The 14,519-nt window shown below is 71.6% G+C and carries 18 protein-coding genes; 3 read left to right on the plus strand and 15 right to left on the minus strand.

Annotation, left to right across the window (positions count from 1 at the left end):
• Nucleotides 1–115 precede the first annotated feature (115 nt).
• Together DEJ21_RS17065 and DEJ21_RS17070 are read left to right on the plus strand one after the other, a co-directional pair.
• Entirely contained in the window at nucleotides 116–871 is a 756-nt protein-coding gene (locus tag DEJ21_RS17065; RefSeq protein WP_111225412.1) for a glycosyltransferase family 2 protein, read from the plus strand.
• 111 nt (nucleotides 872–982) lie between these two features.
• Nucleotides 983–1,627, plus strand: coding sequence for a hypothetical protein (locus DEJ21_RS17070; protein ID WP_111225413.1), 645 nt, complete (start codon nucleotides 983–985; stop codon nucleotides 1,625–1,627).
• Nucleotides 1,628–1,636: 9 nt separating this feature from the next.
• On the opposite strand, the gene DEJ21_RS17075 is transcribed toward DEJ21_RS17070, so the two are convergent.
• On the minus strand, nucleotides 1,637–2,254 hold the full coding sequence (locus DEJ21_RS17075) for a helix-turn-helix domain-containing protein (protein WP_111225414.1): 618 nt from the start codon (nucleotides 2,252–2,254) through the stop codon (nucleotides 1,637–1,639).
• Nucleotides 2,255–2,312: 58 nt separating this feature from the next.
• On the opposite strand from DEJ21_RS17075, the gene DEJ21_RS17080 reads away from it, so the two are divergent.
• Nucleotides 2,313–3,308, plus strand: a complete 996-nt coding sequence (locus DEJ21_RS17080; protein WP_111225415.1) for an NAD(P)/FAD-dependent oxidoreductase — start codon at nucleotides 2,313–2,315, stop codon at nucleotides 3,306–3,308.
• 60 nt (nucleotides 3,309–3,368) lie between these two features.
• On the opposite strand, the gene DEJ21_RS17085 is transcribed toward DEJ21_RS17080, so the two are convergent.
• From DEJ21_RS17085 to DEJ21_RS17150, 14 genes are all read right to left on the minus strand, one after another.
• On the minus strand, nucleotides 3,369–4,034 hold the full coding sequence (locus tag DEJ21_RS17085; RefSeq protein WP_111225416.1) for a pentapeptide repeat-containing protein: 666 nt from the start codon (nucleotides 4,032–4,034) through the stop codon (nucleotides 3,369–3,371).
• Nucleotides 4,035–4,069: 35 nt separating this feature from the next.
• Nucleotides 4,070–4,501, minus strand: a complete 432-nt coding sequence (locus DEJ21_RS17090) for a DUF6314 family protein (RefSeq protein ID WP_111225417.1) — start codon at nucleotides 4,499–4,501, stop codon at nucleotides 4,070–4,072.
• Nucleotides 4,502–4,510: 9 nt separating this feature from the next.
• Nucleotides 4,511–4,762 carry a hypothetical protein gene (locus DEJ21_RS17095; RefSeq protein ID WP_111024922.1) on the minus strand — a complete coding sequence of 84 codons (252 nt, stop codon included), beginning with the start codon at nucleotides 4,760–4,762 and terminating at the stop codon, nucleotides 4,511–4,513.
• Nucleotides 4,762–5,118 carry an SHOCT domain-containing protein gene (locus DEJ21_RS17100; RefSeq protein WP_111225418.1) on the minus strand — a complete coding sequence of 119 codons (357 nt, stop codon included), beginning with the start codon at nucleotides 5,116–5,118 and terminating at the stop codon, nucleotides 4,762–4,764. Before DEJ21_RS17100 ends, DEJ21_RS17095 begins: the two co-directional genes overlap by 1 nt.
• Nucleotides 5,119–5,344: 226 nt before the next feature.
• Nucleotides 5,345–6,436 carry an NAD-dependent epimerase/dehydratase family protein gene (locus tag DEJ21_RS17105; RefSeq protein WP_111225419.1) on the minus strand — a complete coding sequence of 364 codons (1,092 nt, stop codon included), beginning with the start codon at nucleotides 6,434–6,436 and terminating at the stop codon, nucleotides 5,345–5,347.
• Entirely contained in the window at nucleotides 6,436–7,629 is a 1,194-nt protein-coding gene (locus DEJ21_RS17110; protein ID WP_071404842.1) for a zinc-dependent alcohol dehydrogenase, read from the minus strand. The genes DEJ21_RS17105 and DEJ21_RS17110 overlap by 1 nt, the downstream gene beginning before the upstream one ends.
• A gap of 144 nt (nucleotides 7,630–7,773) precedes the next feature.
• Complete coding sequence (locus DEJ21_RS17115; RefSeq protein WP_111225420.1) at nucleotides 7,774–8,673, minus strand: aminoglycoside phosphotransferase family protein; 900 nt, start codon at nucleotides 8,671–8,673, stop codon at nucleotides 7,774–7,776.
• A gap of 98 nt (nucleotides 8,674–8,771) precedes the next feature.
• On the minus strand, nucleotides 8,772–9,359 hold the full coding sequence (locus tag DEJ21_RS17120; protein WP_051597141.1) for a TetR/AcrR family transcriptional regulator: 588 nt from the start codon (nucleotides 9,357–9,359) through the stop codon (nucleotides 8,772–8,774).
• The gene (locus DEJ21_RS17125; RefSeq protein ID WP_111225427.1) at nucleotides 9,349–10,869 is read right to left on the minus strand and encodes an MFS transporter; all 1,521 of its coding nucleotides are present in this window, start codon (nucleotides 10,867–10,869) and stop codon (nucleotides 9,349–9,351) included. Before DEJ21_RS17125 ends, DEJ21_RS17120 begins: the two co-directional genes overlap by 11 nt.
• 72 nt (nucleotides 10,870–10,941) lie before the next feature.
• Nucleotides 10,942–11,577, minus strand: a complete 636-nt coding sequence (locus tag DEJ21_RS17130; protein ID WP_181435950.1) for a DNA alkylation repair protein — start codon at nucleotides 11,575–11,577, stop codon at nucleotides 10,942–10,944.
• Nucleotides 11,574–12,377, minus strand: a complete 804-nt coding sequence (locus tag DEJ21_RS17135; protein WP_111225422.1) for a sulfite exporter TauE/SafE family protein — start codon at nucleotides 12,375–12,377, stop codon at nucleotides 11,574–11,576. Before DEJ21_RS17135 ends, DEJ21_RS17130 begins: the two co-directional genes overlap by 4 nt.
• Before the next feature lie 122 nt (nucleotides 12,378–12,499).
• A complete protein-coding gene (locus DEJ21_RS17140; protein WP_111225423.1) occupies nucleotides 12,500–13,597 on the minus strand; it encodes a type I restriction endonuclease in 1,098 nt (365 codons plus the stop codon).
• 127 nt (nucleotides 13,598–13,724) lie between these two features.
• A complete protein-coding gene (locus DEJ21_RS17145; protein WP_146247830.1) occupies nucleotides 13,725–14,123 on the minus strand; it encodes a hypothetical protein in 399 nt (132 codons plus the stop codon).
• Nucleotides 14,120–14,329, minus strand: coding sequence for a ribonuclease PH (locus tag DEJ21_RS17150; RefSeq protein WP_217499911.1), 210 nt, complete (start codon nucleotides 14,327–14,329; stop codon nucleotides 14,120–14,122). The genes DEJ21_RS17145 and DEJ21_RS17150 overlap by 4 nt, the downstream gene beginning before the upstream one ends.
• Nucleotides 14,330–14,519: the final 190 nt, after the last annotated feature.

A 14,519-nucleotide genomic window follows, 5' to 3' on the forward strand; every position in this document is an offset into this window, starting at 1 on the left:
GTGCACCGGGGGCGTTTCGCAACGAACGTGCGCCATGCCCTCTTGGGCCGGTCCCAGGATCACCGGGAAACGCGGTCCGGCAATCCGCACAGGTGGAAGCCGGTTGGATCGACGGATGCCCCGTGTCTCGGTCGTGATCCCCGTGCGGGACGACGCCGTGCACCTGCGCCGGTGCCTCGACGCCCTCGCGGCCCAGACCCGGCCGGCCGACGAGGTCGTCGTGGTCGACAACGGCAGCACCGACGACAGCGCGGCGATCGCCCGGGACGCCGGTGCGGTCGTGCTCACGGAGCCGGTGCGCGGGATCGCCCGAGCCTCGGCGCGCGGCTACGACCGTGCGTCCGGCGACGTCGTCGCGCGGCTCGACGCCGACTCCGTCCCACCGCCGTCCTGGATCGCCGACGCGGTCCGGTTGTTGGCCGACCCCGAGGTCGTCGCGGTCACCGGTCCGGGCCGGCCCCGGAACGGTGGCGCCGTGGTGCGCCGACTGTGGAACGCCGTGTACATGGGCCCGTACTTCGTCCTGATGTGGAGCGCGCTCGGGCACCCGCCGCTGTTCGGGTCCGCCATGGCGATGCGCCGGTCGACCTGGGCTGCGGTCGGTGGGCGAGCGCACCGCGACGACGCCGAGGTGCACGACGACGTCGACCTGAGCATGCAGCTCGACCCGGCCTGGCGGGTGGTGGCCGACCCCGTGCTCACGGTGCAGGTGTCCGCGCGACCGTTGGCGGGCCTCCCGTCCGTCTGGGTGCGGACGCGACGTGCCTTCCGCACGTTCCGCGTGAACGGCCGGCGGGCGAACCCGGTGCGCCGGTGGGCGCGACGGCTGCGATCGCAATCGCGGTCGCGGCGGTGGTGGCGCAGCCGCTGACCGACGGGGTCGGGGGACAACGAATCGGTGACGGTCTCAGCCACCGCGGCCCTCGGTCGGTACGTTCGTGAGCGACGGTCACGACCTGACGCGACCGGACGAAGGGGAACCATGCGCCACTCGATCACGCTCGCTGCCCTGCTGGCGGCGGGCCTCGCCCTGACCGGCTGCGCCCAGGCCGGACCGGCCGGACCCGCGAGCGACACCGCGACCACCGCAGCCGACCCGACGACGGCACCGAGCCCGACCGACACCACGACCGCTCCGAGCCCCACCGGCACCGGGGCCCCGAGCGACGAGACCGTCACCGTCCCGGCCAGCTGCACCGACCTGATCACACCCGGCAGGTGGGACAAGGCGTTCGCATCGGCACCGCTCAACGACCCGTCGGTCGTCGGCGACCCGATCGCGATCCCGAAGAGCTCGTTCACCCCGGCGCTGCAGGGCGACGGCAAGCGCCTGTACTGCGTGTGGCGGGAGCCACAGGCCGACATCTCGTACCTGTCCATCGCGGTCGACGCCGTCGACCCGACCGCAGCCCGCGACGCGCTCGAGCAGCTCTCGGCGAAGGGCTACGACTGCGGCGACGAGTCCGACGGGTACATGTGCCAGAAGGTCTCGAAGAACTCGCAGTACCCGGTCACGGACGGCGACACGTACTTCACGCGGGGTGACCTCGGCATCCACATCCAGCAGTCGAACATCGAGACGACCGATCTGCTCGACGACGTCGTGGCGAACGTGTTCACGGCGTAGCGCAGCGGGTCACAGGGCGGGTCGAGACCGCACGTGCGCCCGCTCACCCTGCGGCCCGTACAGGCACAGCACCTCGGTGACGGAGTCGGTCACGTTGCCCATCCAGTGCGGGGTGTGGGTGTCGAACTCGGCGACCTCACCGGGTCCGAGGTCGAGGTCGTGCTCCCCCAGCACCAACCGGAGCCGTCCGGACAGCACGTAGAGCCACTCGTAGCCCTCGTGCGTCTTGAGCGACGGTTCCCCACCCGGGGTGTTGGGCGGGAACAGCTGCTTGAACGAGCGCACCCCGCCGGTCCGCTTCGTCAGTGGCACGACGACGCGGCCGCCGTGCACCTCGGGCTTCATGTGCACGCGCGGGTCGCCGGTCTGCGGTGCGCCGACCAGGTCGTCGAGGGGCACCTGGTACGCCCGGGCGAGGGGCAGCAGCAGTTCCAGCGTGGGCTTCCGCTGCCCGGACTCGAGCCGCGACAGGGTGCTCACCGAGACCCCCGTCTGCTCGGACAGCGCGGCGAGCGTCACGTCGCGGTGGGCGCGCAGCGCGCGCAGGCGGGGGCCGACCCCGTCGACGACCTCGGCCGTCGTGCGCGGGGCGGTCGTGTCCTGGCTGCCGTGTCCCATGACGGCCATGTTGCCACACCGGCAAACTTCGTTGCTGTTCACGCTCGCCCCGCCGCATGATCAGCGCATGCCTACACACTTCGACGTCATCGTCATCGGCGGCTCGGCCGCCGGCCTCTCCGCCGCCCTCATCCTCGGCCGCTCACGGCGCTCGGTGCTCGTCGTCGACTCCGGCGAGCCCCGCAACGCCCCGGCGGCCGGCGCGCACAACTACCTCGGCCACGAGGGCGTCGCGCCCGCCGAGCTGATCCGCATCGGTCGCGACGAGGTCGCCGCCTACGGCGTCCAGGTCACGGCCGGGAGGATCGTGGCCACGTCCGCCACGACCGGTGACGGTCACGACCCGGTCGGCTTCTCGGTCACGCTGGACTCGGGCGAGGTCGTCACGGCGCGCAGGCTGGTCGTCGCCTCCGGCGCCGTGGACGTCCTGCCGGAGGTCCCGGGCCTGGCCGAGCAGTGGGGGCGCGGGGTCGTGCACTGCCCGTTCTGCCACGGGTGGGAGATCCGCGACCAGCGGATCGGGGTCCTCGTCACGACGCCGAACGGCGCGCACCACGCGCTCATGTTCCGGGCGCTGAGCGATCGGGTGACTGCGTTCCTGACCGAGCCGGCCCTGATGGACGACACCGCCCTGGCCGGTTTGGCGGCCCGTGGCATCTCGGTCATCGAGGGCCCCGTCGCCGCCGTGGTCTCCGAGGGTGACCGGCTGACCGGGGTCCGGCTCGGCGACGGGTCGTTCGTGGAGCTCGATGCCCTGGCCACGGCGAGCCGGCCCGAGGCGCGGGTGGGGTTCCTGTCCGGGCTCGGCCTCGACGCCACCGACCAGTTCATGGGCGACCACCGGTTCGCGACGGCGCTGACCGTGGACGCCGCCGGGCAGACCGCCGTGCGCGGGGTCTACGCGGCCGGCAACGTGACGGCCCCGATGGCGACGGTCATCGCGTCGGCGGCGGCCGGCACCCAGACGGGTGCGGCGGTGCACGGCGACCTGGTGCAGGCCGACCTGGCGGCGGCGCTGGCGGGGGTGAGCGCGGGCGTCGGTGCGGCCGATGTTTCGCGCTGAGCGACAGGTCGCGGGGCCGGTCGGGCGTGGAGTGTCGGTGAGCGCGAAACCCGGGCTCGGTCAGTCGACGCGGTAGCCGGCCTGTGCGGCCAGCAGCGGCGCGAGCGTGTACAGCTGGTCGGCGCCGATCGTGGCCCCGCGGAACCCCTCGAGCCGCTCGACCCGATCGAGGTCCGCTCCGCGCAGGTCCACGTGGTCGATGCGGGTGTTCGACCCCTCGGCGGCGCGGATGCTGCTGCCGTCGAACGACACCCGCAGCAGCTTCGCGTCGGCGATGTCGAGCTCGTCGATGACGCAGTCGCGGAACACCACGTCGGTGATCGTCGAGCCGCGCAGGTTCACGAACCCGAACTTCATGCCGACGAACTCGACGCCGTTCAGCCCGGAGTCGTACAGCTCCGCCGAGCCGACGCGCCCGCCGGAGACCCGGACCTCGCGCCACGTGCTGCTCGACGCCCGCAGGATCGGGGCGTCGAGCGAGTCGATGATCGAGTCACGGACCCGGAGCCCACGGAAGTCCGTGTCGTCGCCCCGGAACGTGTCGATGACGCACTCCTCGATCTCCAGGTCGGGCAGTCGCTCGCCGGCCAGGTCGAGGACGTCGATGCGCTTGCCCTCGATGCGGTCACCCGTCAGGACGTCACCGGGTGCTGGCGCCCAGTCCTCGAGGTTCGTCGGGTCGGTCAGGGTGATGCGCGGGGCGTCGGTGCCGGAGGAGCGTGCCATGCCCCCAGTCTGGCGGGGACCGCCGACCCTGCGGGTCACGACCGGGGTCGGGTGAGGACGCTGTCCAGCCGGTAGTCCTTCGCCGGGCCACGCGCTTCCCACCGCACCGTCCAGCGGTCTTCGTCGCCGTCGAAGGCACCCGTGTAGTCGTCCGGAGCGCAGGCGTGGGCGACGCTCGTGCCCCAGACCCAGTCGTGGAACACCCGACCGTCGGAGAAGTGCACGGTCCAGCCGCCGGCGGCGCGGTGCGCCACGCCGGTACTCGTCCGCCGCAGGACGAGGGTCCGGGACACGGGCGTCGTCCGGCCGTCGAAGGTCATCACGCCCGACTCGTCCCAGCGCACCTCGTCGTCACCGACCCGGGTCAGGGTGGTGGTCCCGGTGACGCTCCCCGTCGCACCGGCGCGGTGGTCGTGCACGGTGCGGTGGAGTTCCCACACCCCGAGCAGGTCCGTCGGCAGCAGCACCCGACCAGGCTAACCGCGCAGGGCCTCGGCCCGCGCGGCTCGGCGCTCGTCGTCGGTGATGACCCCGCGGGCGTGCAGCTCGTCGAGTTCGAGGAGCCGCTGTTCCGGCGAGCTCCGACGGGCACCGTGCGGGCGCCGACTGCGGACGACCGCGATGCACACGGCGACGATGACCGCGATGACGATGAGTGCCATCAGCAGGGTCCAGACGAGGTCGTAGACCGGCGGGATCAGGGGGTTCTGCACTTCTTCGGAGGCCATCATCGTCCACGCAGCGCTTCGGCTCGGGCGCTGCGGTGCTCCTCGTCGGAGATCACGCCGCGGGCGTGCAGGTCGTCGAGTTCGGCGAGCCGCTGTTCGAGTGGCTTGTCCGGTGCGAACGTGCGGCTCTGCATCGCCTGGTACGCGATGTCCTCCTGCATGGTGAGCGGGTTCTGACCGCGGTCGGCCATCCGCTTGCCGCGGTAGAGCGACAGGATGACGATCGTCAGGGTCGTGAGGATCGCCAACGCGGCGACGACCCCGAACGCGATGCCGAACCAGCCCTCGAACAGGTCGGGCATCCCTGACTCCCCCGGACCCTCGAGCTCACTGAACGCGGACCAACTGAGCACCATCGCGCTCCCCCTTCTCACAACGACGAGCGAAGCGTAGCGCGAGACGGCGAACACGAGCGGACGTTCCTTCCCAGAACGCCCGCGATGGAATGTGGAACCGGGCGTACCTGGTCAGAAGTTCCGACCCGGTACGCCCGAAATCACCCGGTACGCCCGATTCGACCAGGCAGCGCGAAGCCCACCAACCAGCGCGAGCCCCACCGGCCCCCGCCAAACCCCAGCCCGCTCAGCCGCGCAGCGGCCCCGACCCCGGAACGTTCGCACCGTCCGCAAACCCGGCCACGAGTGCACGCAGCGCTTCTTCGGAGGTGTGTCGGGCCTCCCATCCGAGCACCGACCGGGCACGGTCGGTCCGCATGATCGGCACGCCGGCGGCGATGTCGATCCACCCGGCGTCCGTCGGCTGCAACCGCAGCCGCCACGTCACCGTCACGATCCCGCGCAGCAGCCGCAGCGGGATCCGGACGGCACCGAGCATGCCGAAGGCCCGAGCCAGTCGCGGCGGGTTGAGCACGGGCGAGGCCGCGATGTTGAACGCCCCCGCTGCCCGTCGGTCGACCGCGCGCCAGTAGGCGTCGGCGACGTCGTCGGCGTGCACGGCCTGGAACACGAACGGGTACGGCAGCGGCAGCACGAGCCAGCGGATCCACCGGACGATCGACATCGGCACGAGGTGTCCGAGGAACAGCCCCCGGATCTCGGCGGCGGCGTCCCGCTGGAAGATCAGCCCCGGGCGGAGCCGGGTGACGGTCACGGAAGGGTGGTCGGCCTCGAACGCGTCCATCGCCGCTTCGTTCGCGGCCTTGTGGATCGAGTACGTCGCCGTCGGGATGCCGTCGGCGGGCCAGCTCTCGTCCACGGGGGTGCGCTTGCCGTCGACGTCCACCCCGCGGTAGGCACCGACCGACGACGCGACGACGACCTGGGGTACCTCGGCGCGCGCGACGGCCGCCAGGACGTTCGCCGTCCCGGTCACGTTCGTGCGGTGCTGCGCGAGGATGTCGTGTGTCGGCTGGAGGGCCCACGCCAGGTGGACGACGGCGTCGGCACCCTGGAACACGGCGGCGAGCTGGTCCACGGCGTCCGCGGCACCGACGTCGACGGCGTGCCAGACGGCGGCGTCGTACGGCTCCGCGCGCAGGTCCGGCAGCCGCCGGGCGACGCCGACGATCTGGACGTCGGCGGCGGCATGGCCGGCGCCGTCACGGCCAGCGCCGTCACGGCCGGCATCCCCGTCGCCGTCGGCGCGCACGGCCGCGAGCCGACGGAGCACCGCCGTCCCCACGTTGCCGGTCGCACCGACGACGACGATGCGCATCAGGCTGCGGCCATCGCGGGGTCGAGCACGACCTTGACGCAGTCGTCCTGCTTCTTCTGGAAGACCTCGTACATGTGCGGGGCATCCTCGAGCGAGACGCGGTGTGTGGTCAGGTCGAGCGTGCCGAGCGGGTCCGACGGGTCGGAGACGAGCGGCATGATGTCGTCGATCCAGCGCTTCACGTTGCACTGGCCCTCGCGGATGGTGATCTGCTTGTCGAACAGCGTCATCATCGGCATCGGGTCGGCCATGCCGCCGTAGACACCGCTCAGCGAGACCGTGCCGCCGCGGCGGACCAGGTCGATGGCCGCGTGCACGGCCGCCAGGCGGTCGACACCGGCGGTCTCGATCGCCTTCTGTGCGAGCTTGTCGGGCAGCAGGCCGGCGGCGCGCTGGGCGAAGCCCGCCATCGGGTTGCCGTGGGCCTCCATGCCGACGGCGTCGACGACCCCGTCGGGGCCACGGCCGTCGGTCAGGTCGACGAGCTCGGGCACCAGGTCCTTCGTCAGGTCGAACACCTCGGCACCGTGCTTCGCCCCGAGGTCACGGCGGACCTGCTCGGGGTCGACGGCGAGCACGCGGTAGCCGAGGTGCTTGCCGATGCGGGCGGCGAACTGGCCGACCGGGCCGAGGCCGAGCACGGCGAGCGTGCCGCCCTCGGGCACCTGGGCGTACTGCACGGCCTGCCACGCGGTCGGCAGGATGTCGCTCAGGAACAGCCAGCGGTCGTCGGGGGTGCCGTCGTCCGGCACGACGATGGGGCCGTAGTCGGCGTGCGGCACGCGCAGGTACTCGGCCTGGCCACCGGGGACCTGGCCGTACATCTTCGTGTAGCCGAACAGCGAGGCACCGGTGCCGTACTCGGTCACCTGGGTGGTCTCGCACTGCGACTGCAGGCCGTGCTGGCACATCCAGCAGTGGCCGCAGGAGATGTTGAAGGGGATGACGACCCGGTCGCCGACCTTCAGGTTCGTGACGCCGGATCCGACCTCTTCCACGATGCCCATCGGCTCGTGGCCGAGGACGTCGCCACGGTCGATGTACGGGCCGAGCACGCGGTACAGGTGCAGGTCGGAGCCGCAGATCGCCGTGGAGGTGATCCGCACGATCGCGTCGGTCGGCTCCTGGATGGTCGGGTCGGGGACGGTCTCGACGGACACCTTCTCGGTGCCCTGGTAGGTCAGTGCGCGCACGTTGCGTTCCTCTCGTGGTCGCTTCGAGCCTGCCTGGAGGCACGACTCGCGTTCCCCTCCTCGGTACGCGCCCGCCCCGTGGACGCTCCCAGCCCCGCGTCCCCTCGCGCACGTCGGCGCGGGTGGGCAGCGGTGGTCGCGACCTCAGGCGAGGACGGCCGCCAGGACCCGCTCGTGCTCGTCGCGACCGCCCGGTCCGGCACTGCCGGCGAGCATGATGAGCGCCTTCCACAGCGCCCATCCCCGGGCGCGCGCCCACGTGTCGTCGTCCGGGTCGACGGCCTGCCGGAACACTCGTCGCGCCGGGCCGTCCAGCATCGTCCACGCGAGCGCGAGGTCGCACGCCGGGTCCCCCACGCCGCAGGTGCCGAAGTCGATCACCGCGCAGAGACTCCCGGTGTCGTCGACGAGCAGGTTGCCCGGGGCGACGTCTCCGTGGAACCAGACGGCCGGCCCATCCCACCGGCTGGCGAGGGCCTCGGCCCAGACCACTTCGCACGCGCCGCGGTCAACGACGGAGCCGCTGCCGCTGCCGCTGCCGCTGCCGAGCGCGTCGAGCGCCGCCCGCACCTCGGCGTCGTACACGGACGGGTGCTCCCCGCGGTGGAACGAGTGCGCGCCGGCGGTGGGGCCGCCCGTCGCCGGGACGCTCCGGAGCTGCCGGAGCACGGCACCGACCTCCGCCGCGAAGCGCTCGTGGTCGAGGTCGTCGACCTGCACGGCCGGCGTCCCCTCGAGCCACCGCAGCACGGACCACGGGAACGGGTAGCCCTGGCCCGGTTCCCCGAGCGCCACGGGCTCCGGCACGGCGACGTCCAGCCGACGGGCGAGGTACGGCAGGACGTCCTGCTCCTTCTCGACCGCGGGCACGTAGCCGGCCGCGCTCGGCAGCCGCACCGACAGGGCCTCCCCGAGCCGGTAGGTGCGGTTGTCCCAGCCCTGGTGGTCGACCTCGCGCACGGGCAGGTCGGCCCAGTCGGGGAACTGCTCCGCGACGAGTCGTTCGACGAGTCCGGCGTCGATCCGGGGCACCTCGGTGTGCATGCCCGCAGCCTAGGCGTCGGACCGGGCCAGCGGTGGGGCCGGTGCGCGCGGGCGGCCAGCGGCGGGGCGGACTCGCACCGGGCCTCCCGGCCGTCGCCTCAGGCGGGTTCTGCCAGGGCGAGCAAGGCGTCGCGCGCGACCGCGAGCTCCCGCTCGTCCAGGTAGGGCGGCATGCCGACCGCGGCCGCGAGGCCCTCGGCCGCGTGCCGGACCACCAGTGCGCGGTCCTCGGGCAGGCCGTCGCGTGCGAACAGCGTCCGCCAGTGCTCGGCGTCGGCGGCGACGGCCGCGGCGATCCCCGGGACGGCCATCAGACCGGGCCAGTGCGACGACGGTGCGAACAGGTCCATCGCCTGCTCGCTGCCGCCGCAGAGCGTCCGGACGTAGGCGCGCAGGACCTTGCCCGGTCGGTTTTCGGCGAGGTCCACGTGCTGCATGACCTCGTCCGTGAACGCGGCCAACCCGTGCTCGACGACCGCGAGCAGGAGTTCGTCCTTCGACGGGAAGTGGTGCAGCAGCCCGCTCTTCGAGACGCCGGCTTCGGTCGCGATCTCGGCGACGCTCACCCGCGTCCCGCGCTCGGCGAGCAATCGGCGTGCGGACTCGAGCACGGCCTGCCGCGTGCGCTCGCGGTCGCGGGAGCCGTCGGTGCCGGTGCCGGGGCCCGTGCTGCGGTCAGTGGTCATGCGGTCCATCCTGCCGGTTCGGGATGACCCGGAGCGCGACCACGGCGGCGACCGCGAGCAGCACCGCGGCGCAGACGGAGGCGAGTTGCATGCCACCGGTGAACGCCTCACGGGCGTGCTCGAGCACCGGCGACCCCGGTTGCAGTACCTGGCTCGCCGACGCCAGCGACTCCCGGACCCGGTCCGCGACCCCCGCACCCAGGCTGTCGCCCGTGAGGTCGAGGTTCGACCGGTAGAACGCGGTCTGCAGCGACCCGAGCACCGCGATGCCGAGCGCGACGCCGAGCTCGTACCCGGTCTCCGAGATCGCCGAGGCGGCGCCCGCACGCTCCCGCGGAGCCGCGGCGACGACCGCGTCCGTCGCCAGCGTCATCGACACCCCGACGCCGAGGCCGACCACGGCGAGCGCGATGGCGATCCCCCAGTACGTCGGCAGCCCCTCGGCGAAGGCGAGTCCGGCCATGCCGACCGCGGCGACCGCCAGCCCGAGGCCGATGGAGCGACCGGGGCCGACGCGACGGGAGAGCAGGCCGATCACGGCGATGACCGCGATGGACGCCAGGGTGGCCGGCAGCTCCGCGGCTCCGGCGAGCAGCGGGGTGAACCCGCGCACCAGCTGCAGGTACTGCGAGAAGAAGAACAGCAGACCGCTCAGCGCGAAGACGGACAGCGAGTTCGCGACCACCGCACCGGAGAACGCCGGGATCCGGAACAGCTGCAGGTCGATGAGCGGCGTGGTCAGGCGTTTCTGCCGCCGGACGAACCACCAGCCCGACGCGAGCCCGAGCAACGCGGTCGCCGGCACCGTCCAGTCGAACCCGTGCCCGGCGACGTGCTTCACGGCGTAGACCAGCGGCACGATCGCGAGCACCGAGAGCACCGCGGAGAGCAGGTCGATCGGGGTCCGGGCGCCGCCGCGGGACTCCGGCAGCAGGGACGCCCCGGCGACGACGATCACCGCGATGACGGGGATGTTGATGAGGAACACCGATCCCCACCAGAAGTGTTCCAGCAGCGCCCCGCCGACGAGTGGTCCGGCCGCGGCGCCACCGGTCGCGCCCGCGGACCACACCGCGATGGCGGTGGTGCGCTGCCGCGGGTCGCGGAAGATCGTGCGCACCAGCGACAGCGTCGAGGGCATCAGGGTGGCGCCGGCGACGCCGAGGAGTGCCCGTGCGGCGATGAGCAGCTCCGGGCTCGAGGCGAAGGCCGCAGCGGCCGATGCCAGTCCGAACGCGACGGAGCCGAGGAGCAGCAGGCGCTTCCGACCGATCCGATCGGCGACGTTGCCCATCGTGACGAGCAGTCCGGCGAGTGCGAACGAGTAGACGTCGCCGATCCAGAGCACCTGGGTCGCGGTCGGGTCGAGGTCGGCGGTCAGGGACGGCACCGCCAGGGCCAGCACGGTGCCGTCGATCGCCAGGAGCACCACGGCCAGGGTGAGGACGCCGAGGGACGCCCACTCACGGACGGAGGCGCGGTGGGTCGGGGTGGTGCTGGTCGTGGTCATCGGTCGACCGTAACCGACCACATGGTCGGTTGGGCAGACTGCACAGTCGGTTCACAGCACAGCGCCGCTCGGTCAGCCCCGCAGCCGGTCACGCTCCCCTGGCGGCAGGTGCTCGGTCGCGGTCCGGCGGGCGGCCGGGCTGAGGAACCGGCCGCTCTGCTCGAGGAACGCCACGAGCGCCGATTCGGACGCCCGCTTCCCCGTGTCGCGCAGGACCAACCCGAGCGCCGACTGCACCGTCTCGCTGCGCTCCCGCACCAGGCGTCCGGCGATCCCGAGGGGCACCTCGGCGTCGCCCTGCTTCACGAACGCCAGGGTCGCCACGACCGCGATCCGCCGGACCATCGCCACGTCGGACTTCGCCAGCGCGAACAGCGGGCCGGTCGAGGCGCCCAGCAACGGTGCGCCGACGAGTTCCTCGGCGGCCAGGTCGACGAGCACCGGGTCCTCGAACCGTTCGGCCTTCGCCGCCGACAGGTACTCGTCGGTGAGCTCCGGGTCCGGGTGCGCCCGCATCGCCTGCACGAGCAGCAGGACGGCGACGAGCTTCGCGCCGTCGTCCTCGCTCCAGAGCAGCGCCGAGCGCTCCCCCTCGTCGAGGTCGTGGAACTGCCGCGCGACCCTGCGGGCCGCGGCCACGTCACCGGTGGTGCGGGCGAACGCCGCCAGCACGGCCTCCGCGTCGCGCCCTGCCTGGAGGCCCGTCACGCGACCTCCCCGTCGCTCGCGTCGTTCTGTGGTGCCCTCCGACGTCCGCGGCTGAGCACGATGACCGCGACGACCACCAGGAACGCCGCGAACAACCAGGTGCCCACCTGCGGGTCCACCAGGCGCGCCAGCACGGCACCACCCGGAGAGCACACGGCGGCGGTGATGCCGACCGTCAGGCCGACCCGCAGGTCGACCGCACGGCGCCGCAGGTTCGCGACCGTCCCGGACACCGACGTCGGCACCATCGTGAGCAGCGACGTGCCCTTCGCCAGCAGGTCGCCGGCACCGAGCACGACCTCGAGCCCCGGCACGATGACGACCCCGCCGCCGACGCCGACGAGCCCGGACAGCACGCCCGACAGCAGCCCGAGCAACAGCAGGACGATCGCTTCGACGACCCCGAAGTGCACCTCCCCACCGCGGGTCGGCACCGTGGTGAACAGCGACACGAGCACGACGGCGATGAACCCGACGAAGATCCACGGCAGCGCGCGGAGCGGCAGGGCCCGGAGGAGCCGGGCACCGATCGGGGCGCCGATGACGCTGCCGACCGCCAGGGTCAGGGCCGCGAGCCAGTGCACCTCGCCCTGCACGGCGTAGGTGACCGCGCCGACGACGGCCGCGGGGGCGATCGCCACGAGCGAGGTCGCCGAGGCCCGACGCTGGTCCATCTGCGCGAAGGCCATGAGCGCGGGCACCACGATGACCCCACCGCCGATGCCGAACAGCCCGGACAGCACGCCCGCCAGGGCCCCGATCGCCACCAACACGAGCACCGTTCCGCCGCGCTTCCTCATCCCGCTCAGGCTATCCGCGCCGCGGGCGAGCCCTCGCACCGTGCGAGGTCACCCGCACTTGGAGTGCAGAAATGGTCGGGTGCCCGAAGGCGACCCGACCATTTCTGCTCACGAAGCGAACGTCAGCTCGCGAATCGCTGAGTAGCTTCCCGAATCGCTGCAGCGTGCAGGTAGATGTCGTCGAGGTTCTCGATCGGGTGCTTCGTCTCGACCTTGTTCTCGTCGAACAGCCCGAGGTACTTCTGCTTCTTGCCGTTGAACCAGAGACGCGCGATGGGCTTGCGGTTGTTGTCGTCGAGCAGGACGGCGAAGTACGACTTCTGGTCGCGGTGGGCGATGCGGTCCGGCTTGACCTCGCTGCAGGCGATCGCCTTGACGATCTGGTAGCCCTCGAGTTCCTCGAGCGTGGTCTCGATTTCGGTGTCGCGATCGAGGTCGTCCTCAGCCACCGCCGCGCTCGTCATCGCCTCAGCCGGGGCTTCGGCGCCGACCGGAACACTGTACGAAGCGCCGAGCGCCGTCTTCAACCGATCGTTGACCTGCTCGTTCAGGAACTGCTTCGATGCCTTCGCGACCAGCGTCGTGAACTGGGTACGGGCCTCCTGGGTGAAGCGACCGTCGTAGACGCGCGTGGTGAAGAGACGCACGAAGTCCTCTTCCGGCTCACGGAACTGCGCAGCGATGGCTCGCTTGATGGACCCGACGTACTTCAGCTCCTCGGCGGCACTGATGACCGAGTCCAGGTCGAAGACGTCCTTGGTCAGCTTGCTGAGCTCCGGCAGCAACGTCTCGTCGATGTCGGCGAGATCGAGGACGAGGAAAGGACGGTCGTCCATCTTGTTCGGCGCATCGAGGTCCGTGTAGAAGTTGTAGACCTCACCGTTCGTGAGCACCGCGATGCGGGCGTTCGTGACGGAGAAGTACCGGAACAGCTGCGAAGCATGCTCGATCTTCAGCGGCTCAGTCGACTTCTTGCACTCGATGAGGATCTGCACCTCGCCGTCGCGCATGATCGCGTAGTCGACCTTCTCGCCGCGCTTCACACCCACGTCCGCAGTGAACTCGGGCACGACCTCCAGCGGGTTGAACACGTCGTAGCCGAGGATCGTCGAGATGAACGGCATGACGAACGCGTTCTTCGTCGCTTCTTCGGTCTGGATGGCCTCGCGCTGGTTCTGAACCTTCGTCGCCAGTGCAGCGAGACGCTCTTCGAACTCCATCGTTTCTCCCCTGTGGTCGTTTGCAACGCTAGTTGACGACCCGTCACCAATCGACTGAATGCCCCTCCCCCGTTCGCGGGGCCTAAGCCAACGTACTAGATGCGGAACATCAGGAGTGTCCGAGGAGTCAGGAGACGCTGAGCGCCGGCTCGCCCTCGTGCACGAGCTGGTGCACCCGCTGGTACGAGACGCCGAGGACCACCGCGATGTCCCGCAGCGTCAGGCCGTCGTCCTTCAGTGAGACAGCGATCGCCCTGCGGAGCGAGAGCGCGCGGGCCTCCTTCACCTCGGCCTCGGCGCGCAGCGCGGTGGCCTCTTCGAGCGAGCGCGCCAGGGCTGGTTCGAGCTCGGCACGGATGACCACGGTGACGTCGTCCTGATCGACCTCGGCGACGAAGGCGATCGCTTCACGCTGGGCATCGGCAGCGAGGTCGAGCCGACGGACCTGCGAGATCGCGCCGGGGAACTGGTCGTTCTGCACGATCCACCAGTTGCCCTCGCGATGCGCACGTGACGTGTAGGTCATCGCCACCACCCCTTCCCGAGCTCCTGCTCGAACTGCTTGAAGAACGCCCGAGCGGTGCCGTCGGCGATCTCGGAGTGCCGTCCGACGGTGCTCCGAGTCGACCCGACGACGATGCCGGTGTGGTTCGTGAGCTCCACTTCGCGGTACTCGAGGCCGGCCGCACGCGCCGCGATCCTGATGCGCTTGAGCACGGCTTGACGTTTCACAGCCTATGTCTACTGCCCTTGATCCATCAAGGCAAGCGAGATAGACAGGCCGGTATGTCGCCGCCCTCGCACCGTGCGAGGTGGCCCGCACTTGGAGTGCAGAAATGGTCGGGTGCCCGAAGGCGACCCGACCATTTCTGCTCACGAAGCGAACGCCGAACCCCGCCCCGCCCGCCCCGCGCGCGTCCCC

The organism is Curtobacterium sp. MCSS17_006 (assembly GCF_003234215.1).
GTDB lineage: Bacteria > Actinomycetota > Actinomycetes > Actinomycetales > Microbacteriaceae > Curtobacterium > Curtobacterium flaccumfaciens.